A 20,448-nucleotide genomic window follows, 5' to 3' on the forward strand; every position below is an offset into this window, starting at 1 on the left:
ATGTGTTAGATTTTTTACAATACAAAAGGTTAATAATAGCTATAATATCAGCTATAGGATCACTATATTTTTCTGTTAGCGCTATAAAGGTTAGAGCTGGATATATTATAATAGTAGGAGGTATTTCACTTACGATTATGTCAGTTTTAGGAATTTTCACAGAAAGTATATTGATATACAATGTAAAATTAAATAATTATATACTGTATTTACCTTATATGAAAAATTTAATTATGTTCTTTACAGTATTAAGTATAGCTTGCTTTACCATTACTGGATGGAAAAGTGGAAATGAAATGGTAAAAAAACAAGTTAAATCATTCATTAAATTTGTGGTAGTTTTCGTTTTATTTATATTATCTTTAATTTTTCTTAAAAAAGTGAACTTTATCTAGATATGCCATAATATCTTATAAAAATTCTAATTATAAGATTAACGTTTATATAATAATATAGATAAAGAAATGCTATATGAGTTTTGCTTATAAGAAAATATAGAAAGTAGATTAGAGTATAGATTTATTAGAAAAATGGATAAGCAATGCTTGTACAATTAATGGGGTACACCCCAACAAGAATACGATACACATTTAAGAAATAACTACCTGTTTATTAAGGCAAGAGGCTTGGGGTCGCCTTCTTTTAATTACATTATTTAACCTTGGAATTTTAGAATCGGAATTTAACTTTTTAATAATGATGATTTCGGTTACAAAGACTCTCTAATTAAGAGGTTTTTTCTATTTAAGCATAACCATAAAGAGATGAAATCATAGTTATAAAAGATAAAACAATTATTAGATTTAAAACTAATAATAATTTGTTTATAAATATATTATTATCAATTAAATATTCTTGTTGTTCGTTTATATTATTAAGTAGTTGTTCTTTTTCTTTCATTAAAAATTTAATTAAAAAAATATGAGCTAGAGTAAATAGACCACACAATATAAGACCATAAAAAAACAATGTTACATCTTTAAAAAAAGAATATATTGTATAGAAAATGTTACAAGTTGATAATATGCAAATTGTATTTATAGTTTTTTTTATCATTTAAGTCATTTAGCCAATATTTAATATTGGCTATCTCCTTTTTTATTTATTACATATTTACAATATTTTACCATGGGTTATCTTTTATTTTCAACTAATCTTGAAATATGCATTTGCAGTATAGTTAAGGTTTTATATAATAACGTACATTATGCGAAGTTATTTACAACTTACAAATTTGAATAATTTACCACAAAGTTGTAAGATATGCTTATTATTAGTTTTGCAATAGTAGAATATTACAATGTAAATTAGGGGATTATTATGTTTAAATTTAATGCTTTAATACCAGAATTATCTGTTTCAGATATAAACAAAAGTATTTATTTCTACTTAAATATTCTTTCATTTAAGTTAGAGTATGAAAGAAAAGATGATAAGTTTGCTTTATTATCTCTAAATGATTCTCAAATTATGATTGAAGAGATCAATGGACATTGGGAGGCTGGAATTTTATCATATCCTTTTGGTAGAGGAATTAACTTTCAAATATCAGTAGATAATGTTGATGAATTATACAAAAATATAAAAATACATAACTATCCAATTAAAATAGAAATGCAAGAAAATTGGTATAGAGCAAATAATAAATTAATAGGTCAGAAAGAATTTTAAATTATGGACCCAGATGGGTATTTATTAAGATTTGCTCAAGATTTAGGAGAAAAAGAATGTGAGATAGATATAAATTATTAGTGTTTAGTTTTCACTCAAATTTAATTAAATCAATAAACTTGAGTTTAACACAATTGATATTCTGTGAGGTTATACAGATCTTCAAATAGAATTATATATTGCTAAATAAAAGGAACTCTACGATTTTAGTTGTATAGAGTTCCTTTTATTTAGCAATATGTAAAGGTTTTTAACTACTATAAGTTAGTATCATTTATTCTTCCCATTATGATAGAATCTCTGTATTCACCATTCCCTATAAATGTATCTTTTCTTAAATAGCCTTCTTGGATAAATCCAAACTTTTCATATAATTTTATAGCCTTTTGATTAGTTGAATCTACATCTAAAGTGATTTTCACAAAACCTTTACTATCAGCCCACTTTATTAAAGTGTCCAGTAATTTACTTCCTATACCGTAACCCCAGAATTCTTTAACAAGTGCAATTCCAAATTGTCCTTTATGTCTATACCTATTAAATGACGGAACTGAAAACCCGATTGTTCCCACAATTTTATTTTTAATTTTTGCAGTTAAAAATAGGCTATTTTCATCAGTCCTATTATTTTTTATGAATTTTATTTCGTCTTCAATGCTCATATTAAATTCACCAGGTTCTCTATTTAAAAAATCCGTTTCACCATCAACTTGTTTAGTAAATGAAATTAATTCCTCTGCATCTTCTATTTTTGCACATTCAATCATCAATTGCCCTAATTCTATGTCATGACTTTTGCAGTCTATTAAAGCCATATGTATCCACCATCCTTCACTTTAATTCACAAGAAAAATATAATTTATTAAAAATCTATTTTTCTTATGAATTAATTATACTTTTATTTGTTTTAAATTTCAAAATAAATTAAATAATGGGATTTTTAGGGATGATCCTGAGGGTAGCCACGATAAACAGCAATTGTGTCATAATACGCAAAGTATTTGTTGTAATTTGAAAAATATTAAAATATATGGACATGAAAAAAATTTAAATAGACTATAGCTTAAATAAACGTAGCGTAGTGTACTCTTTAAACATAATATTCAGATAAGTTATATATATTTGTTGAATTAAAATATGGTTTTGAGATAGATGTTATTTATAATATGAGTGTGAGTATAGATTTATTAGAAAGAAGGACAAGTCATGCTTGTACTACTAATGGGGCACACCCCAAGAAGAATGCTTTTTACATTAAAAAATAATTACCTGCTAATTAAAAGGAAGGCGACTTGTAGTCACCTTCCTTTTAATTATATTTAATAAAGTTTATAAATATGTTTAAATGTATAGAACAGGAATAAGGAAACATTCAAAAGTAATAATATATAAGAATGGAAGGAGGATTTATTATGATGAAACAATATTTTGATATAAATGATTTTTTCAAAAAATATTATTTTCATGATAGCTTAGTTAAAAACATTTTATATGATGGCTCTAAATTAGTGATTGATATAGAATTATGCTATTGGAAGCAATCAGAATATAATGCTTATGATGAAGAAATAAGAGATATTAAATTAATATTTGAAAATGTACTTAATTTTAATTTTGAGAGTGAAAATAATAAAATTGATAATGATATAATTTTAAAATTTTCCATTGTAGAAAACGAAAAAAATAATGGAATTTCCCTTATTGAAGCAGTTCTTGAAGGTGGAAAGGATATTAAAATTATTAAATTTAGAACTGATAGTGTGACTTTATGTTTTGATTGCATTTAATTTATTTAAATTCATCATATTGAAAAAAGAAAGGAAGATATCTATGTTATATTATAAGGATTTTTCTAAATGGCTAGATAGTAATTTAGACCAACTTCCATCAGATGCCATTGCAGTTAAATTAAATTTATATGAAGGTCCAAACAAGACCTATGATATTCAGTTAATCGGAACTGATAAGTTTGATAAAGAAGATGAAGATTGGGCATGTGATGAGATATTTTCTACAGGAGAAGATGTTTTTCTAATACCAAGAACTGACGATATAGATGATTGGGAAGATGGTCTATCCTTTGTATCGAAAATTATAGAAAGATATCTTCAAGATGGAAAGAAAGCCAATATACTGAAAAATCTACAGGCTGTTGGTGTTGGATTTATAGATGGGGATATTGAACTTTTATACCATGCAAAATGAATTTGATTAATTCAGAATGTTCTTATATGATGAATTAAAAAGTAGAGTATTCATGAAAAATAAATTAACTAAAATAGAGGATGACATATGACTATATTATGTAGAATAAAAATCATTCAAACTATATAAAGAATTAATATATTTTACTTTTAACATTTAGGTATGTCCATATATGCGTATAAAGGAAAGAATAGAGTGCAAACTACTCTACGCACCCTATTTATCTATTTATTTTAAATAAGTAAGTTTTTTGAGTCTAATATATAAAGATAGAACTAATCTAGTTAAACAATACCATAGAGTGTATAAACTTTCTCTTAATAAATATTATTGATTCAAAGAAGGTTGTATACCTTTAGATCCCATAGTTACATTAATCCCATCACTCAGCTCATTTATTTGAATGGAGTGACGTTCTTTTTTATCTAAATTTAATCCGTTTATTGTCACTTTTTCGCCTTTTGCTTTTCCTACTATATTCCCATCTATTCTTATGTTTCCAGAGTAAATAGGTTCATTAAATACAATCGTAACGGAAGTGAAATTTTCATTATTTTCAGTTGTATGAACCTCTATTATTCTAGGCGGATTAGTATCATCCCCTATTATTTCTCTAGTAGCATAAGATAACATCTTTACCCCTTCGCTATAATGTCTTAAATGTTTAATATTTTCTACTATCACTTGTACTTTTTCATTTTGAGTAATTGGTCTTTCTAGTGTAATAACCGCTTCTCCAGCAGAATCATAAGCTTTTATATTTTCAATATTAATAGCATCACCCTGATCATCCTTAACAGTGTAATTATTTATATCTTGTGCAGATTCTTTATCTACAGACCCATCAAAGAATATTTTTATCCTTGAAGCTTCTTGAAATATAATTGATCTTACACCTAATCTATATTCGGTTGGTATTTCTATAGTTTTCTCATAGAAATAAATTTTATCATTTTCTCGAGTTTTAAATTCAAACTTTACTGTATAAGTTTCTCCTCTTTCCATATTCATAAATCTAGCATTTACAATTTTATATCCTTCTGTCCAATCGATATACGGATTAGAAGATGATTTTTTTTGTGAAGTAACATTATTTCCATCAGCATCAAGTATTTCTCTTACACTAAGCCACTTAACTGCTTTTGGAAATGTCAGTATCCCATACGATGAAACTTGAATATTTGCCCCCATAGTATAAGAATCTTCAATGCTTGACTGTTCCCTTAGAAACCTGTCCATTACTACAGCCATTTGCTCCTTGGTTGCATTATCTTTAGGGTTAAAAGTATAAGTAAAATCCTCATGCTTTGAGCCATTCAGCAAGTTATATTGTACTGCAAATTTCACTTTATTATAGGCCCACGATGAAATATTATTTTTATCTGTATATGAACCTTCAAATTTACTTACATAAGGTAACATCTGTTTTATTTCTCCCTCTGATAAACCAATAGAATTTATTAATATAGTTGCCATTTGTTCTCTTGTACACTCTTCATCTGGTCCAAACCTTCCAAATCCCATACCGCTTATAATACCTTTTTGATATGCCAGTTCTATATATTTATATGCCCAGTGGTTTTTGGGAACATCATTAAAGGTTGGTTTATCAGGAATATTTGATGTGTCTATCTTTAGATTTTTCACAATCATAGTTACCATTTGTGAACGAGAAATATTTTGACGAGGGTTAAACCTCCCTTTTTCATCTCCTGTAATGATTTTTTTATCAAAAAGGTTTACAATAGAATCTTTAGCATAATCAGATGCTTGATTTAAATCTTTTAGGTTAGTAGCTTCAACACCAAAAAAATAATAAGATGTACCCAATACTGATAATAATATTATTACAATAGAACTCATTTTTAACATCCTATGGTTTAATTGTAGTTTTTTTATTTTAATCACCTACTTCATTTATATTTTTTATAAATAATTGACTTCTTATAAGTTATTTTTTTCGTAATATTAGTTAAATATATTATGAAAACCTAACCATTTTTAGTTATAATGACCTTTATAAATTGTATATTTGCTCTAATATTTTAAATTATGAGACATAACTATTTTGCTAAGCTTAATCTCTTTAATCTAGAAGCATAATTGATGATCACTATTGTATTAGCGGCTTTTATCTGACGTAGTGGAAATTAAGCAAATAAATTTTTTAACTTATTAAAGATACAGGACAATTATGGGTTTACAGAAAAGGTGAAAGAGTTGAAGGCATTCCAATGGGTGAATTTATAAAATAAGGGAAGTGATATTAGTGGATAAAACTAATATAAAAGTAGATTTTAGAATTGTAGGAGATAATTTTGAACCTAGTGATATTACATCAAAATTATCATTAACGCCTACATCAGCTTGGAAAAAAGGAGATAAGTTTACAAGGCGTGAGAAAAACCTTGAAAAAAAGTATTCATGTTGGCGTATAAGTACTGGATATGAAGAGTCTGTGGATATTGTTTTGCAATTGAATAAAATTATCAATATTCTTAATGATAAAAAAGCAATACTACAGGATTTGAAAAAAGTATATAGTTTTGATTATAGAATTGATGCTGTAATCAACATTGAGAATGGTGAAGCTCCAGCTTTATACATTGAATCTGAAATAATCAAATTCGCAAATGATATAGGTGCAGAATTAGATTTTGATTTGTACATTTTGAGCTAATTTGATAAACATATTATTGAAGTAGGAGAAAATATGATTATGGTTGTCAGAAAATTCATAAACAGTGTTCTATCAATTGAAGAAACTGCTATTAAAATGGATGTACCAGTTGATTATGTGGAATTTTGCTTAGAGTATGGGTATAACGTGTAGCAAGTTAATAGCACAATCCTCTTATATTGCGTAAATTATTAGTTTAATATTGATACACAATATCTATAAATGTAGCAATAACTTTTAATGAAGTTAACTTATGGAGAGTTAGTTTTTTTAGAAAAAATGGACAAGTTATGCTTGTACAATTAATGGGGCACATCCCAATAAGAATGTATTTTACATTTTGAAAATAACTATCTGCTTATTTAAGAAGGATATTTACAGTCACCTTCTTGTTAAATTTGGTCATTAAATTAAATGATTATATTGAAATAAATAGAACATTAATTAAGTAAGTATTTAGAATTAACAGAGGTGAACCGTATTATAAATAACTATGATTTCAAAAATCATTATAAAGATATTATTGAAAGGTTGTATAGTAGAGTTTTTTACTATGCAATCTTTTTTTTGTAAGGTTTAATTAAGGTTTAGTTCATTATGGTGTAAGTTTGGGATTGTATAATGAATTTGCAGTAAATAAGAGGAGGTGTAAAAATCATGATTCTTTGGGAATTAAAAAAAATATTTAAATCAAAAACAGGCTTAATTGTAATAGCATTATTTGTTTTTCTTTCTGGTATTATGAGTTTTTTAAAGCCTACACTAGAAACAGAAAATTCATATAGAAATGATAAATATGAACTAGTAGTAGACACTAGACCTAAAAATGAAATTGCAAATGATAAATTTAATGAAAAAATAAATCAAATAGAAGAAATGGCAAATACGTATGTAGACGATGAATCTATGAATAAAATTATAGAGATATCACGAGATAATTTAAGATTTATGGAATATAGAAAATATAAGGATGTTAGTTTTTTTAAGGTTTTTGATTATAGGATAGATCATTCTTTGATGTCGATAGTTATGGTTATTATTCTCATTTTAATATTTTCAAATATATATACAAATGAAATAGTATCTGATGTAGATAATATAATTCTTTCATCTAAAAATAAGTTCAGAGTTTTGTACTCAAAACTAGCATTTGCTATAATTTTTCCTATTGTAATCTATGGATTTTATTTAGGAATAGAATTTTTAGTAACTTTAGTTCAGTATGGAAGGCCTGTAAATGGAGGATCAGAAGCTTTTAGAATTATTGATAATGGATATATATTTTTGAATGAAACTTATACTATCAATAACTATCTAATGCTTAAGATTTTAACTATGACATCAATATTTATTAGCATATCTGTATTCTCGAGTTTATCCTCGTTTATTTCAACGAATTCTTTAGCATCTATAAGTGGAACTTTAATGTTTTTAATATTGGGTAAAGCATGTACAATTATTAAATTTCTACCAAAAGAATTACTAATTGTATTGAGTAAAGTAAATTATGTGGATTTGATATTTTATCCGCATAGCTTTATAGGAATGTATGCTGGAGATGTTAATATTCTTGGAAACAGTTTAGATGTTATAAATTTATGCAATGGTATTTTAGTATTAATGCTATCTATTGGAGTAGGACTTTGCGTTTTTACATTTAAAAAGATTTTAACTAGATAATTTTAGGAGGAATGATTAATGAATAAGCTTGAAATAAAGAATTTAACAAAAAATTATGGTAGAAAAAAAGCAAACGATGATATAAATATTACTTTTGAAAATGGTGTATATGGACTTTTAGGACCTAATGGAGCAGGTAAAACAACTCTTATGAAGCAGATAACAACCTTAATAGAGCCATCAAAAGGACAAATCTTATACAATGGAGAGAATGTAAAAGATTTAGATGATAAGTACAGATCTTTAATTGGATATCTTCCTCAAGAATTTGGGTTTTATAAGAATTTCTCAGCAAAGAGATTTTTACAGTATGTAGCTGCTTTAAAGGGGTTAAGTGGTAAAAATGCTAATAAAAAAATAGATGAACTTTTAAATCTTGTAGGATTATATGAAGTAAGAAATAAAGCAGTTGGTAAATTTTCTGGGGGAATGAAGAGAAGAGTAGGAATAGCTCAAGCTCTATTGAATGATCCTAAGATTTTAGTATTAGATGAGCCAACAGCAGGACTTGATCCACAGGAAAGAGCAAGATTTAGAAATCTTATTTCACAAATTTCTAAGGATAAGATTATAATACTTTCTACTCATATAATTTCAGATATAGAATCTATAGCAAAGGAAACCATTATGATAAAAAATGGAGCTGTTCTTATGAAGGGAATTCATAGAGATATACTTTTAGGAATGGAAGGTAAGGTATATAGCATAAAAGTTTCTAGTGAAGATGAGGTTTATGAGATACAAAATAATTATAAAATAGTAAATATTCAGCGTGGTGTTAACGGTACAGAACTTAGAATTATAAGTGATAAGATGCCTCCATATGAAGAGTCACAATTAGTAGAATCTAAATTTGAAGATGTTTATATGTTTTACTTTGACTTAGAAAACACTAGGGAGGTATAAATGATGGGAACACTTATAAAGCTTGAACTTAGAAAAATACTTTTGAAAAAAAGAATGTTAATAGTTTTGACAGGATCATTATTTTTAAGTTTTGTTTCAATAAGAGCCTTTTCAATAGAAGAAACTTATGCAGATATATTTAGTAAAGGATATGGATTAGTTCCTTTGATGGGAATTATGATGTTTATGATGTTTTCGGGAACTTATACTTCAGAGTATAACTCAAATATGTCAGAATTAATTAAAACAACTAAAAATGGTAAGAAAGAAATTGTATTAGCTAAATCAATAGCATCAGGATTAGGTGCTGCCATAATAAATCTTTTAGTTTTTTTAACTGTATGTTTATCTGCTTTAACAAAGCATGAATTTGGTGGATTAGAGTTACCATTAAAAAGTCTTTGGTATTTTAGAAAAAGTGGATCAGATATAACGGTTATTCAAATGATTTTGATTATGATTGTAACTATTACAATATGGTCGTTTTTCTTTGCACAATTAGGATTATTTTTATCATCTATAAGTAAGTCAGCAGCAATTCCATTCATATTTGGAGGACTTATTATGGGAGTACCATATATATTAGAAGGATTTTTAAAAGGTATTGGATTTGCAAAATATCTAGGATTTACACCTCTTTGGGCAATGATGAGCTGTCAGCTTATAAGGTATAATGTAGGGTTTGCAACTCCTTTTATTCTTTTAGGTATTTTTGTGGTTGGAATGATTGTATTTCCTAAATTAACATATAAGGCTTTTATAAAAAATTAATAATAGAATGGGGAAATTAATATGAAAAAGACATATTTAGCTATAGTTATGATTATAGCTCTTTGTGTATCCATAGTTGGATGTGGTAAAGTAGAACAAAATGAGAAATCTGTAGAAGTCAAAAAGATGAGATTTGAAGAAGTAGGGTTAGAATATTATGAACCTCAAGCATGGGATGAAAAAGAGGGAGTATCTCCAGCTTGTGTAGCAGGTGGGAAATACGGAGTAGCTTATATAGTAGCAGAAATTCCGTATGAATTTTTACCAACTGATTTTATTAAGGGATTAATTAAAGATGGTGAAAATGCAAAAACTGAGGAAGATCAAAAAAAAATATTTGAAAAATATCAAAAGAAAGCGAAGAATTTCTTTAATATTATGGTACTGGACAAAACTAAAGAAAAAAATGGACCAATTGAGGATATAAAAAGAAAAGAGAAAGTTTTTAAAGAATATAAGTATAAGGAAAAGGTAGCTGAAATAGATAATTTAGAATGTTATATATTATATAACGATAAATATGATGAGAGCGGATTGTCTGAAGAAGAAAGAAAAGAATTCAAAGAAGTTCGTGAGAGTATAGATGAACTTAAGAAGAATATAAAATTATTTACACCAATTGATATAAGTAAAAAAATAAGTGAAAACAAAACTATAGAATTTGAAACTAAAACTATTGATGGGAAAAAAATAGACAGTAGCATATTTGAAGATTATGAACTTACAATGGTAAATATATGGGCAACATTTTGTGGACCTTGTATTGCAGAAATGCCTGATATTCAAAATCTTTATGATGAAGTAAAGAATAAGAATATAAATGTAGTTGGTATTATTTCAGATATACCAGATGATGAAAATGAAGAACTTGCAAAGCAAATACTTGATAAAAAAGATGTGAAATTTGCAAATATAGTTCCTGATGAAAAATTAAATAAAGGAATATTAAAAGATATATCTGGGGTTCCAACAACTATATTTGTTGATAGTGAAGGAAATATGGTTGGAGAACCTATAGTGGGTAGCCGCAGCAAAGAAGAATATAAGAAAAAGATAGAAAAAATATTAGAAAATTTAAAGTAGCACTCAAATAATTATAGATGTACTGGAGTGATCTAGATGAAAGAAAGACTATATAGGTATGGAATATTAATTACCAGTTTAAGCTTTATAAATTTAGGGTTATATAGAAAAGAAGTAGATATTGTTTTTAGAAAAGCAATAAATATATGTTTGGAGTGCATAGGAATTGGATAAAAGAGGGTTATATCAAACAATTGTTACTATCATTACAAATGCAAATATAAATGGGTTTATTGAAAAAAATATATATAAGGGTCCTATCAAAAAGGTATGTGCTCCAGGACTTAATTGTTATTCTTGTCCAGGGGCTATAGGGTCCTGTCCTATTGGTTCTATACAAGCTGTTATAGGTAGTATGAAATATAATGTTTCATTATATATAATAGGATTTATTTCGTTAATGGGAATAATATTTGGTAGATTTATTTGTGGATGGTTATGCCCTTTTGGATTATTTCAAGATTTACTTTATAAGATACCATCTCGAAAGATTAAGGTTAGTAAAAAAACAAATAATATATTAAAGTATTTTAAGTACCTTATTTTAATTATTTTTGTAATATTATTACCAATGTTTTTGGTAAATGAATTTGGAATGAGCCCTCCTTATTTTTGTGAGTATATCTGTCCAACTGGTACTTTAGAAGGAGGAATTCCACTAGTATTATTAAATAAATCTTTAAGAGAAACCATTGGGGTTTTGTTTGTATGGAAAATGTTTATTTTACTTAGTATTACTACAGCTTCAATATTTATATACAGACCATTTTGTAGATATATTTGTCCTTTAGGTGCATTCTATGCATTGTTTAATCCTATAAGCTTTTACAAATTTAAATTACACAAAAACTTATGTACAAACTGTAATACTTGTGTGAAAAAATGTAATATGAATATAGAAATTAATAAAAATGCTAACAGTATAGATTGTATTAGATGTGATAATTGTATTAAAGCGTGTCCTACAAAAGCAATCAAAAAAGAAATAAGAGTATAATATGTTTGTATTAAACTATATAAAAACCTGATTCACTAAAATATCAGGTTTTTTGTTATACTATTAAGCGAGTAGAAGGATAATATACATAGATAATTTAATAGGAGAGTGAGATATGGAAAGGCTAATAAAGGAAAAGAAAATATTAATTATAGATGATGAAGAAGATATATTGAAATTACTATCAACAGTATTAACTAAGGAAGGTTTTAAAAATATATATACAGCAGAAACAGGTAATAAAGGACTCAAGCTATTCGAATCTGTAAAGCCTGAAATTATTCTTTTGGATATAATGCTTCCAGATAAGGAGGGCTATGAGGTTTGCAAGAAAATTAGAGAAAACTCTATGGTACCTATTTTATTTTTATCTGCAAAATCAGAGGAAATGGATAGAATACTAGGATTTGCTTTAGGAGGAGATGATTATATAACAAAACCATTTAGTCCTAAAGAGGTATGTTATAGAGTAAAAGCTCAATTGAGAAGAAATTCTATAAATTTTATCCAAGAAAAAAAAGATGAGAAAGATCTATCCTTTGGTCCTTTTGAGATAAACGAAAAAAAACTAGAAATTAAAAAGAATAGAGAAATTCTTGAGCTTAAACCAAAGGAACTTAAACTATTTTTATATATGGCAAAGAACCCGAATCAAATTATAAGTAAAGAGAAAATTTGTGATGAAGTATGGGGAGAAGATTATATAGGATTTGATAATACAATAATGGTACATATAAGAAGACTTAGAGAGAAAATAGAGGATAATCCGTCAAACCCTAAGTACATTATAAATGTTAAGGGACTTGGATATAAGCTAATAGTGAAGGATGAATAAAATATGAAATGGAAACTTACCTTAAGGTTTGTATCTACTGTAATTTCAGTAGTGATTATAGTAATGATTATAAATATAGTGTCTATAACAATATTATTTTTTACACGAAATGATATAAATAATAAAGACAAGAAATTTTTAACAGGAGCTAGTACAGAGGATTTTGTGAGAAATTTTAATAACTATATATTAATAAAGGAAGAAAACATAAATGTAAGTGATAAAGGAAAAAAAGAGCTTGATAATAAGGAAACGTGGATACAAATTTTAGATGAGAATGGAAAAGAAATATACAGCTACAAAAGGCCAGAAAATACCCCAGTTAAATACACGCCGTTTCAGCTTGTTCATGGATATAAGTATAGAGGGGGGATAGGTAACTCATCAACTATATTTATAGGAGAAAAAATGGTTAAAGACAAGCAGTATAGTTATATTATAGGGTTTCCTATGCGAAAGGTTCAAAAACACATTTTAATTTATAATACAGATGATATTGGAGAATTTATGAAGAATACTACGGTTGCGGTGCTTTTAATTGATTCTATAATAGCTTTATTTTTTGGATACTTATTTAGTAGAAGACTAACAAAGCCATTAGGTAATATTATTAGCGGAGTAGAAAAGTTGGGAGAAGGAGATTATGATGTTTATTACTCTCCAAAAGGAATATACAATCATATATATTATAATTTAAATAATCTTTCAGATACACTTAAAATAAATGAAATAGAACGTAAGAAGTTAGATAAAATGAGGGAGGATTGGATAGCAAATATATCTCATGATATAAAAACTCCTTTGGCATCTATTAAAGGGTATGCAGAGATTTTAAGTGATGGTGATTATGAATTTTCTAAGGAAGAAATAGTATCTTATGCAGATGTTATTCATAAAAAGTCTAATTATATAAATGAACTTGTAGAAGATTTAAATTTAACTACAAAGCTTAAAAATAAAACTTCTATAATAAATAAAAAAGAAATTAACTTAGTAAAACTGGTTAGAGAAAGTGTTATCGATATATTAAATGATCCCAAATACAGTGATAGCGATATTAATTTTATTTGTGAAGAAAATATTATTTTAAAGGAAGTAGATGGTATTTTAATAAAGAGAGTAATAAACAATCTTTTATATAATTCTCTTATTCACAATGATGCCGAGGTCAAGATAGAAGTTAAAGTTATTAAGGAGGATAATGTTCATATATTTATAAAAGACGATGGAAAAGGAATAGGTTCAGAAGATATAAAGTATATATTTGATAGATATTATAGAGGAACAAATACTGGGGAAAGACATAAAGGTTCGGGACTTGGAATGGCTATATCTAAGGAAATAGTAAATGCACATGACGGAAATATAAAAATAAATAGTAAGCCTGGAGAAGGCACGGAAATAGAGGTTATATTATAAATATTTAGGCAAATAAATTTTTAGTTTTTCAAATTCTAAATAAGACAAATATCCAAGAGCAGAATAGCTTATTTATCTGCTATAAAATAGCTCAAGATATTAACTATATAAGAAAAAATAGACAAGACCGTTAGAAATATATGTACAGATTAAGAGAAGTAGAACTGTTAACTATTTAGAATTATTAGAGGTGAACTGTATCATAAATAGGTGCGATTTAGAATTAAAATTATTGTCTTTACTATTTTTAAAACTAATGAAATAGTAAAGACACTCACAATAAATGGACTGAACCCCTTAAGTAGACATTATAAATAGTCTATTTACACGGCTTTCTTTTTTATATTAAAAAATAGATTAATACATTTTTTTAGAATATATACAAGAAAAATTAGACAAGCTATGCTTGTACAACTAATGGGCTATGTATAAGGATACGAACTTAAATCTTGACAACTCAACAATATTAATATATTAGTTATTTGTGGTAATGAAGGCAGCTTTATTGAAATAAGCTGTCTTTTTTATGTTCTTATTGAGTCAATAGGTTTAAGAATTATTACTATTATAGGGTATAAAATGGATTGAATAATTGTATTTGGATAAATATAGAGTAGGGTTTTGCTAATCTGAGGAAATATATTGAACTATAGGGTTTTAATGTTTGGAGAAATTTGGAGTTTTGAAGGGAAAAATACAGAGTATATAGAATATATAGTCATATGTTCTGCTGCTAAAAATCGAAAACATATCCTATAATCTAGAAAAAATTCAGCTATAAGGAGGGAAAGTAATGTTCTCACAAAAAGGATGTCATTTTATAGATATGAATGCAGTTATTGAAGCGTCTCAAACTATTTCTAGTGAAATTGAGTTAGATAAGTTACTTGAAAGGCTTATTAAAATTGTTGTAGAAAATTCATGTGCTGAAAAAGGATATTTTATAATGAAGTCAGATGATAAATTCGTTATTGAATGTGAAATAAACCATGAGAATATTTCTGTAATGCAGAGTATTCCCTTAGAAAAATATCAAGATATTCCCCAAAGTATTGTGAATTATGTTATAAGAACAAAGGAAAATATAGTTTTAGACAATGCATCTAATGAATTATTGTTTTCTACTGACCCTTATATAATAAGAAACCAATCAAAATCTATTCTATGCATGCCTATAATTTATAGAGGACATTTAAGAGGGATTGGTTACTTAGAAAATAATCTATCTATTGGAGCATTTTCTAAAAATCATATCGAAGTATTAAAAATATTATCTACACAAGCAGCTATTTCAATTGAAAATGCTGTAATGTACGAAAAAACCAAAAAAAATAATCAAAAATTAGAAAAAACCGTAGAAAAAAGAACAAATGATCTGAAAAATACAGTAAAAAAATTAAGGGAAGAAATAAAGGAAAGAAAAAGAGTCGAATTAGAATTAAAAGAAAGTCAAGAACAATATTGTCTTTTAGTAGAACTTTTACCTGATTCAGTTTTTGTTCATATTGATTCTAATATAGTATTTGTTAATAAAGCTGCTACAAAACTGTTTGGAGCCAAAAAGAGTGAAGACTTAATTGGAAAATCCATAAAAGACTTTATTCATAGGGATTTTCATGAAAACTTTAACGAAAGAATGAATATATTACAGAATAATGGAAACCTTCTTTCGTTTTGCGATTATAAGATTATTGACTTAGATGGAACAATTGTAAACCTTGAAGTTGCTTCAACTCCTTTTCCATGGAATGGAAAACTGATGATTTTGAGTGTGGTAAGAGACATAACTGAGAGAAAGCAAGCAGAAAGCTTACGTAAGAGTGTAAAAGATAAGGAGAGATTGCTAAAAGAAGCACTTGAATATGATAGGATAAAGACCCAGTTTATTACGAATATTTCACATGAACTTAGAACTCCACTTAATGTAATGTTAGGAGCAATACAGATGTTTAAATTACTTTTAAATGACAAACCATGTGAAAGTAAAACTTACAAAATGATGACCTATTCAGATATGATGAAACAAAACTGTTATAGGTTAATAAGACTGGTTAATAATTTAATTGATATTACAAAAATAGATACTGGATATTTCAATATAAATTTAAAAAAATGCAATATTGTGAAAGTTATTGAAGATATTACATTATCTGTTGCAGAATATGTTAAAGATAAAGATATAAATTTGATATTTGATACGGATGTAGAAGAAAAAATAATGCCATGTGATCTAGATAAAATGGAAAGAATATTACTTAATCTTTTATCTAATGCAATAAAATTTACAGATATGAATGGAAGTATATATGTAAATTTAGAGGATAAAGGGAGTAGTATAGTCATATCAGTAAAGGATACTGGTATAGGTATTTCAGAAGACAAGCAAGATATGATATTTGACAGATTTATACAGGTTGACAAATCTCTTTCGAGAAATCGAGAAGGAAGTGGTATTGGATTATCTCTTGTTAAGGATTTTATTGAATTGCAAGGAGGCACAATTTCTTTAAAAAGTAGGTTAGGATATGGAAGTGAATTTATTATAGAACTTCCTAATAAAGAGATAGAAGAAAATACTTTAGAAGAAATAGCTATATGTAATATTAATAAAAATAGAGAGCAAATTCAAATTGAATTCTCAGATATATATTTCTAATTAATTCATATCATAGATTATTGTGTGAAAATTTATGAATTTTGCGATATATCAAATCGCATACATAAAAAATAACTATTACTTGAAAAATTCTTTTCTAAGTCATAGTTATTTTTTTATGTATATATTATAAGAAAATATAAACAAAATACATAAATAACCATATAATGGTAATGAAATTCGATTATAGGGGGGATTTTTGTGTACAATTCAATTTCAGGGTACTTTAAATTAGCATTTAAAAATATATCTAAAAATCCAATTTTAATAGTTCCTAAATGTATACTTTTATTAGTATATCTACTATCATTTGTTATAGGGTATTTTTTTATAGATAATATTCGAGAAAACAGCTTAATAGTTATTATAGGAATGCTTGTATTAGTTGCATTGTTTGAAATTATTACAGAATCAGGCGTTCTTAATATGATAAAAATAAGCATGAAAGAAAAGCCTACTTTAAAAGATTTTATTTATGGAGTAAAAAAATATTCAGGAAGAATACTTTTAGGGAATATATTAATAACAGTTATAGCTACTTTAGTATTATTCTTGTTTACACAAATAATTATAACTCAGCAAAATCAAGTTTTAGGGAATTTTTTGATGAAAGATATAGTACATTACGATGGAAATAGTATTATAACAACAGCTATAGTAGCTTTTATTATATTGATAATTCCATTTGTAATATTTTGTTTTTTAATTAGTTTTTGGAAATTTATATTAGTAAATGAAGATTGTGATATACAAAAGTCTTTTTCTATGAGTATTAAGTTTGTAAAAAAGAATATAGGTTTAACAATAGTGATTTCTATACTAGATTCTACTTTGACAAATATTAAAGGTTCAAAAGAATTTAAGTATAATAGTAATTTCATTGCAAAATACAATGATTTAATATCTTATGGATATTTTAATATGATGTGGATTTGCTTAATAATTATATTAAAAACATTGTTGAATATATATTTTAATATAATATATTTTAATATATATGTAGACAGAAAAAGTTGTATAGAAGAGATTAAAGAATAAAAGATTAAAGATGGTATATTAATGAATAAATTTGTAATAGCAAATCCAAGATATGAAATGTTTAACCTATTAATATAGAATAGACCCTCTTGAATTAGAATTAAAGCCATGGAACGCTTTTATAAAATCTAGTTTAGGAGGGTATTTATTTGTGATAAAATAATAAAGAATTAAATATTTTTACAAAATAAAATATAAAAAAGGAGTTTTTATGAAGTTTATAGGTTACAGGACATTAAAAACAGCTATAGGTGCAGCAATTTCTATAATTATATCAAAATACATAGGACTTGAGTATGCTGTATCTGCAGGGATAATAACTATTTTAAGCATACAAAATACTAAAAGAAAATCTGTTGAAATAGCTTTTCAGAGGATTTGTGCATGTGTATTAGCTTTAGGTATAGCTTTTATAACATTTAATTTATTCGGATATAGAGAGATAAGCTTTAGTATATTTTTATTAGTATTCATACCATTTGCAGTAAAATTTAATATAGGAGAGGGAATAGTAGTGAGTTCAGTTTTGGTAACTCATTTACTTGTACAAAAATCAGTAGAAACTTTCTGGCTAAAAAATGAGTTAAAGCTTATGATAACAGGTGCTTTTGTAGCATTAATACTAAATCTGTATATGCCTAGTATAGAAGATAAAATACGAAATGATAAAATATACATAGAGGAAATGATGAAAGAAATACTACACAAGATGTCTATAGCATTAAAAAATCATACGTACTCATTTGATACAGATGATTTATTTGATGGATTACAAGATAGACTAGAAGAAGCACTAAAAAGATCTTACATTAATTTTAACAATTATGTATTTCAAAATGAAATATATTATGTACACTATATGGAAATGAGAATAAAACAGTTTGAAACTATAAAACGTATGAAAGAACATTTTCAAAGATTTTTTATGACTTATGAACAAGCTATCATGATATCTAATTTTACACAGCAAGTAGCTAATTTATTATATGAAGACAATACTGCAGAAGGCTTGATAGGTGAATTGAATAAGTTAAGATTAGTTTTTAAACAAATGCCACTTCCTAAAGACAGAGAAGAATTTGAAAATAGAGCCATGCTTTTTCAATTTTTAAATGATATGGAAACTTTTTTGATTATAAAGAAAGAATTTAGAAAAAATATAAATAAGTAGTTTGGAATATGGAGGATATAGTATGAAATATCATGTTATGAGATTAAAACCAGGACAAGATTTAAAAAAAGAGATAGAGAATGTTATTTCACAAAAAAATATTGAAGCTGGTATAGTTATGGCTTGTATAGGGAGCTTAAACTGTGCAAAAATAAGGTTAGCGGATGAAAATATAGTAAAGGAATACAACGAAAAATTTGAAATAATATCTTTAGGAGGTACATTATCTAAAAATGGATCTCATTTACATGTATGTTTAGCAAATGAAAAAGGCATATGCATAGGAGGCCATCTTATGTATGAATGCTATATATATACAACAGCTGAAATAGTCATAGGGAAATTAGAAGATATTATTTTTAAAAGAGAGTACTGTGAAGATACAGGTTTTAAAGAATTAAATATAAACTATATAAAGGAGACAGTAAATGACAATAAATAAAGAAGAATTTTTAATGAAATACCATTTAGCAGATAAAATAAAAAATATAGATATAGATTGGCAAGTGCTAAATGATATATATAATGACTTTAATGAATATAAAAAAAGTTATGAAAGTCAAGCAGAATTCATTGCTACTATTTTTAGAACTCACAAAAATATACATTCTGTTAAATCTAGAGTAAAAGATCCAGATAGACTTATAGAAAAAATAATTAGAAAGCTTCCTAGTAGAAAAAATAAACATGGAAAAGAATTTTGTTTCTCTGTCGATAACTACAAAGAAGAAATAACAGACTTAATAGGAATTAGAGCTATACATATATTCAAAGAAGATTGGGAAGAAATACATAAATTTATAATGAAAACATGGAAAGTAATAGAAATAACAGCAAATGTAAGAGATGGAGATGATACTGAAAAATTCAAAGAATTAGGAATTGAAATACATTCTAGAAAGTCAGGATATCGTTCAGTTCATTATTTGATTGAATTTTTTCCAACGAATCAAAAAGTTATTGCAGAAATCCAAGTTAGAACAATATTTGAGGAAGGGTATGGAGAAATAGATCATAAACTCAGATATAGTCATAAGGAAATTCCAGAAGTTTTAGCATTAAATTTATTGTTGTTCAATAGAATTGCTGGAAGTTCTGATGAAATGGCATCTTTAATCAATTTATTAAATAAAAACTGGTCTCAAATGGAACATAAATATGATGAAGTTATAAAATCTAAAAATGATCAAATCTTGGAAATCAAAGATAAAATATTAGATAACATAAATATAGATGAAAAAGAAAAAAAAGACTTAATAGCTAGCTTAGATAAAATATTAAAAGACGATTCATCAATAAGTTTTACTAAAAATATGATACAGACATAATAGGAATA

The 20,448-nt window shown here is 26.3% G+C and carries 21 protein-coding genes; 18 read left to right on the forward strand and 3 right to left on the reverse strand.

Annotated features, from left to right (window positions below; translation table 11 throughout):
• The first annotated feature begins 2 nt into the window (after positions 1 to 2).
• Positions 3 to 395 carry a hypothetical protein gene (locus M2214_RS08535; RefSeq protein ID WP_248484585.1) on the forward strand — a complete coding sequence of 131 codons (393 nt, stop codon included), beginning with the start codon at positions 3 to 5 and terminating at the stop codon, positions 393 to 395.
• Positions 396 to 744: 349 nt separating this feature from the next.
• Here the strand turns inward: M2214_RS08535 and M2214_RS08540 are convergent, their stop codons facing one another.
• Positions 745 to 900, reverse strand: a complete 156-nt coding sequence (locus tag M2214_RS08540; RefSeq protein ID WP_248484587.1) for a hypothetical protein — start codon at positions 898 to 900, stop codon at positions 745 to 747.
• A 420-nt stretch (positions 901 to 1,320) separates the two neighbouring features.
• Between M2214_RS08540 and M2214_RS08545 the strand changes: the two genes are divergently transcribed.
• Entirely contained in the window at positions 1,321 to 1,671 is a 351-nt protein-coding gene (locus M2214_RS08545) for a bleomycin resistance protein (RefSeq protein ID WP_248484588.1), read from the forward strand.
• Between the two features lie 257 nt (positions 1,672 to 1,928).
• Here M2214_RS08545 and M2214_RS08550 read toward each other — a convergent pair whose 3' ends face one another.
• Complete coding sequence (locus M2214_RS08550; protein ID WP_248484589.1) at positions 1,929 to 2,486, reverse strand: GNAT family N-acetyltransferase; 558 nt, start codon at positions 2,484 to 2,486, stop codon at positions 1,929 to 1,931.
• A gap of 597 nt (positions 2,487 to 3,083) precedes the next feature.
• On the opposite strand from M2214_RS08550, the gene M2214_RS08555 reads away from it, so the two are divergent.
• On the forward strand, positions 3,084 to 3,458 hold the full coding sequence (locus M2214_RS08555) for a hypothetical protein (RefSeq protein WP_248484590.1): 375 nt from the start codon (positions 3,084 to 3,086) through the stop codon (positions 3,456 to 3,458).
• 43 nt (positions 3,459 to 3,501) lie between these two features.
• Positions 3,502 to 3,876 carry a hypothetical protein gene (locus tag M2214_RS08560; RefSeq protein WP_248484591.1) on the forward strand — a complete coding sequence of 125 codons (375 nt, stop codon included), beginning with the start codon at positions 3,502 to 3,504 and terminating at the stop codon, positions 3,874 to 3,876.
• A 327-nt stretch (positions 3,877 to 4,203) separates the two neighbouring features.
• On the opposite strand, the gene M2214_RS08565 is transcribed toward M2214_RS08560, so the two are convergent.
• Positions 4,204 to 5,739 (reverse strand): S-layer homology domain-containing protein, encoded by a 1,536-nt coding sequence (locus M2214_RS08565; protein ID WP_248484592.1) that lies wholly within the window; start codon positions 5,737 to 5,739, stop codon positions 4,204 to 4,206.
• Between the two features lie 406 nt (positions 5,740 to 6,145).
• On the opposite strand from M2214_RS08565, the gene M2214_RS08570 reads away from it, so the two are divergent.
• The 14 genes from M2214_RS08570 (at position 6,146) to M2214_RS08635 (ending at position 20,440) form a co-directional block, all read left to right on the forward strand.
• Complete coding sequence (locus M2214_RS08570; protein ID WP_248484593.1) at positions 6,146 to 6,556, forward strand: DUF4279 domain-containing protein; 411 nt, start codon at positions 6,146 to 6,148, stop codon at positions 6,554 to 6,556.
• Between the two features lie 657 nt (positions 6,557 to 7,213).
• Positions 7,214 to 8,236, forward strand: a complete 1,023-nt coding sequence (locus tag M2214_RS08575) for a hypothetical protein (protein WP_248484594.1) — start codon at positions 7,214 to 7,216, stop codon at positions 8,234 to 8,236.
• A gap of 18 nt (positions 8,237 to 8,254) precedes the next feature.
• On the forward strand, positions 8,255 to 9,142 hold the full coding sequence (locus M2214_RS08580) for an ABC transporter ATP-binding protein (protein WP_248484595.1): 888 nt from the start codon (positions 8,255 to 8,257) through the stop codon (positions 9,140 to 9,142).
• A 3-nt stretch (positions 9,143 to 9,145) separates the two neighbouring features.
• Positions 9,146 to 9,913: a hypothetical protein gene (locus tag M2214_RS08585; RefSeq protein ID WP_248484597.1), complete on the forward strand. Its 768-nt coding sequence runs from the start codon at positions 9,146 to 9,148 to the stop codon at positions 9,911 to 9,913.
• A 21-nt stretch (positions 9,914 to 9,934) separates the two neighbouring features.
• On the forward strand, positions 9,935 to 10,996 hold the full coding sequence (locus M2214_RS08590; RefSeq protein ID WP_248484599.1) for a TlpA disulfide reductase family protein: 1,062 nt from the start codon (positions 9,935 to 9,937) through the stop codon (positions 10,994 to 10,996).
• Between the two features lie 36 nt (positions 10,997 to 11,032).
• Positions 11,033 to 11,170, forward strand: coding sequence for a CD1871A family CXXC motif-containing protein (locus M2214_RS08595; RefSeq protein ID WP_248484600.1), 138 nt, complete (start codon positions 11,033 to 11,035; stop codon positions 11,168 to 11,170).
• A complete protein-coding gene (locus tag M2214_RS08600) occupies positions 11,163 to 11,993 on the forward strand; it encodes a 4Fe-4S binding protein (protein ID WP_248484602.1) in 831 nt (276 codons plus the stop codon). Before M2214_RS08595 ends, M2214_RS08600 begins: the two co-directional genes overlap by 8 nt.
• Positions 11,994 to 12,108: 115 nt before the next feature.
• A complete protein-coding gene (locus M2214_RS08605) occupies positions 12,109 to 12,828 on the forward strand; it encodes a response regulator transcription factor (protein ID WP_248484604.1) in 720 nt (239 codons plus the stop codon).
• A 3-nt stretch (positions 12,829 to 12,831) separates the two neighbouring features.
• The gene (locus M2214_RS08610; RefSeq protein ID WP_248484605.1) at positions 12,832 to 14,247 is read left to right on the forward strand and encodes a sensor histidine kinase; all 1,416 of its coding nucleotides are present in this window, start codon (positions 12,832 to 12,834) and stop codon (positions 14,245 to 14,247) included.
• 793 nt (positions 14,248 to 15,040) lie between these two features.
• Positions 15,041 to 16,903 (forward strand): sensor histidine kinase, encoded by a 1,863-nt coding sequence (locus M2214_RS08615; RefSeq protein ID WP_248484607.1) that lies wholly within the window; start codon positions 15,041 to 15,043, stop codon positions 16,901 to 16,903.
• A 201-nt stretch (positions 16,904 to 17,104) separates the two neighbouring features.
• The gene (locus M2214_RS08620; RefSeq protein ID WP_248484609.1) at positions 17,105 to 17,941 is read left to right on the forward strand and encodes a DUF7847 domain-containing protein; all 837 of its coding nucleotides are present in this window, start codon (positions 17,105 to 17,107) and stop codon (positions 17,939 to 17,941) included.
• A gap of 211 nt (positions 17,942 to 18,152) precedes the next feature.
• Complete coding sequence (locus tag M2214_RS08625) at positions 18,153 to 19,112, forward strand: aromatic acid exporter family protein (protein WP_248484611.1); 960 nt, start codon at positions 18,153 to 18,155, stop codon at positions 19,110 to 19,112.
• A gap of 22 nt (positions 19,113 to 19,134) precedes the next feature.
• Positions 19,135 to 19,554 (forward strand): PPC domain-containing DNA-binding protein, encoded by a 420-nt coding sequence (locus M2214_RS08630; protein WP_248484613.1) that lies wholly within the window; start codon positions 19,135 to 19,137, stop codon positions 19,552 to 19,554.
• Entirely contained in the window at positions 19,541 to 20,440 is a 900-nt protein-coding gene (locus M2214_RS08635) for a RelA/SpoT domain-containing protein (protein WP_248484615.1), read from the forward strand. The genes M2214_RS08630 and M2214_RS08635 overlap by 14 nt, the downstream gene beginning before the upstream one ends.
• The last annotated feature ends 8 nt before the right edge of the window (positions 20,441 to 20,448 follow it).

It is taken from the genome of Tepidibacter aestuarii (genome assembly GCF_934924865.1).
Classification (GTDB): Bacteria; Bacillota; Clostridia; order Peptostreptococcales; family Peptostreptococcaceae; genus Tepidibacter_A; species Tepidibacter_A aestuarii.

What these genes read in the sequence shown, in the direction of transcription:
- M2214_RS08540 (WP_248484587.1), bottom strand. Translation starts at nt 900, where the DNA reads ATGAAAGAAAAAGAACAACTACTTAATAATATAAACGAACAACAAGAA.
- M2214_RS08545 (WP_248484588.1), top strand. Translation starts at nt 1,321, where the DNA reads ATGTTTAAATTTAATGCTTTAATACCAGAATTATCTGTTTCAGATATA.
- M2214_RS08550 (WP_248484589.1), bottom strand. Translation starts at nt 2,486, where the DNA reads ATGGCTTTAATAGACTGCAAAAGTCATGACATAGAATTAGGGCAATTG.
- M2214_RS08555 (WP_248484590.1), top strand. Translation starts at nt 3,084, where the DNA reads ATGATGAAACAATATTTTGATATAAATGATTTTTTCAAAAAATATTAT.
- M2214_RS08560 (WP_248484591.1), top strand. Translation starts at nt 3,502, where the DNA reads ATGTTATATTATAAGGATTTTTCTAAATGGCTAGATAGTAATTTAGAC.
- M2214_RS08565 (WP_248484592.1), bottom strand. Translation starts at nt 5,739, where the DNA reads ATGAGTTCTATTGTAATAATATTATTATCAGTATTGGGTACATCTTAT.
- M2214_RS08575 (WP_248484594.1), top strand. Translation starts at nt 7,214, where the DNA reads ATGATTCTTTGGGAATTAAAAAAAATATTTAAATCAAAAACAGGCTTA.
- M2214_RS08580 (WP_248484595.1), top strand. Translation starts at nt 8,255, where the DNA reads ATGAATAAGCTTGAAATAAAGAATTTAACAAAAAATTATGGTAGAAAA.
- M2214_RS08585 (WP_248484597.1), top strand. Translation starts at nt 9,146, where the DNA reads ATGGGAACACTTATAAAGCTTGAACTTAGAAAAATACTTTTGAAAAAA.
- M2214_RS08590 (WP_248484599.1), top strand. Translation starts at nt 9,935, where the DNA reads ATGAAAAAGACATATTTAGCTATAGTTATGATTATAGCTCTTTGTGTA.
- M2214_RS08595 (WP_248484600.1), top strand. Translation starts at nt 11,033, where the DNA reads ATGAAAGAAAGACTATATAGGTATGGAATATTAATTACCAGTTTAAGC.
- M2214_RS08605 (WP_248484604.1), top strand. Translation starts at nt 12,109, where the DNA reads ATGGAAAGGCTAATAAAGGAAAAGAAAATATTAATTATAGATGATGAA.
- M2214_RS08610 (WP_248484605.1), top strand. Translation starts at nt 12,832, where the DNA reads ATGAAATGGAAACTTACCTTAAGGTTTGTATCTACTGTAATTTCAGTA.
- M2214_RS08615 (WP_248484607.1), top strand. Translation starts at nt 15,041, where the DNA reads ATGTTCTCACAAAAAGGATGTCATTTTATAGATATGAATGCAGTTATT.
- M2214_RS08625 (WP_248484611.1), top strand. Translation starts at nt 18,153, where the DNA reads ATGAAGTTTATAGGTTACAGGACATTAAAAACAGCTATAGGTGCAGCA.
- M2214_RS08630 (WP_248484613.1), top strand. Translation starts at nt 19,135, where the DNA reads ATGAAATATCATGTTATGAGATTAAAACCAGGACAAGATTTAAAAAAA.
- M2214_RS08635 (WP_248484615.1), top strand. Translation starts at nt 19,541, where the DNA reads ATGACAATAAATAAAGAAGAATTTTTAATGAAATACCATTTAGCAGAT.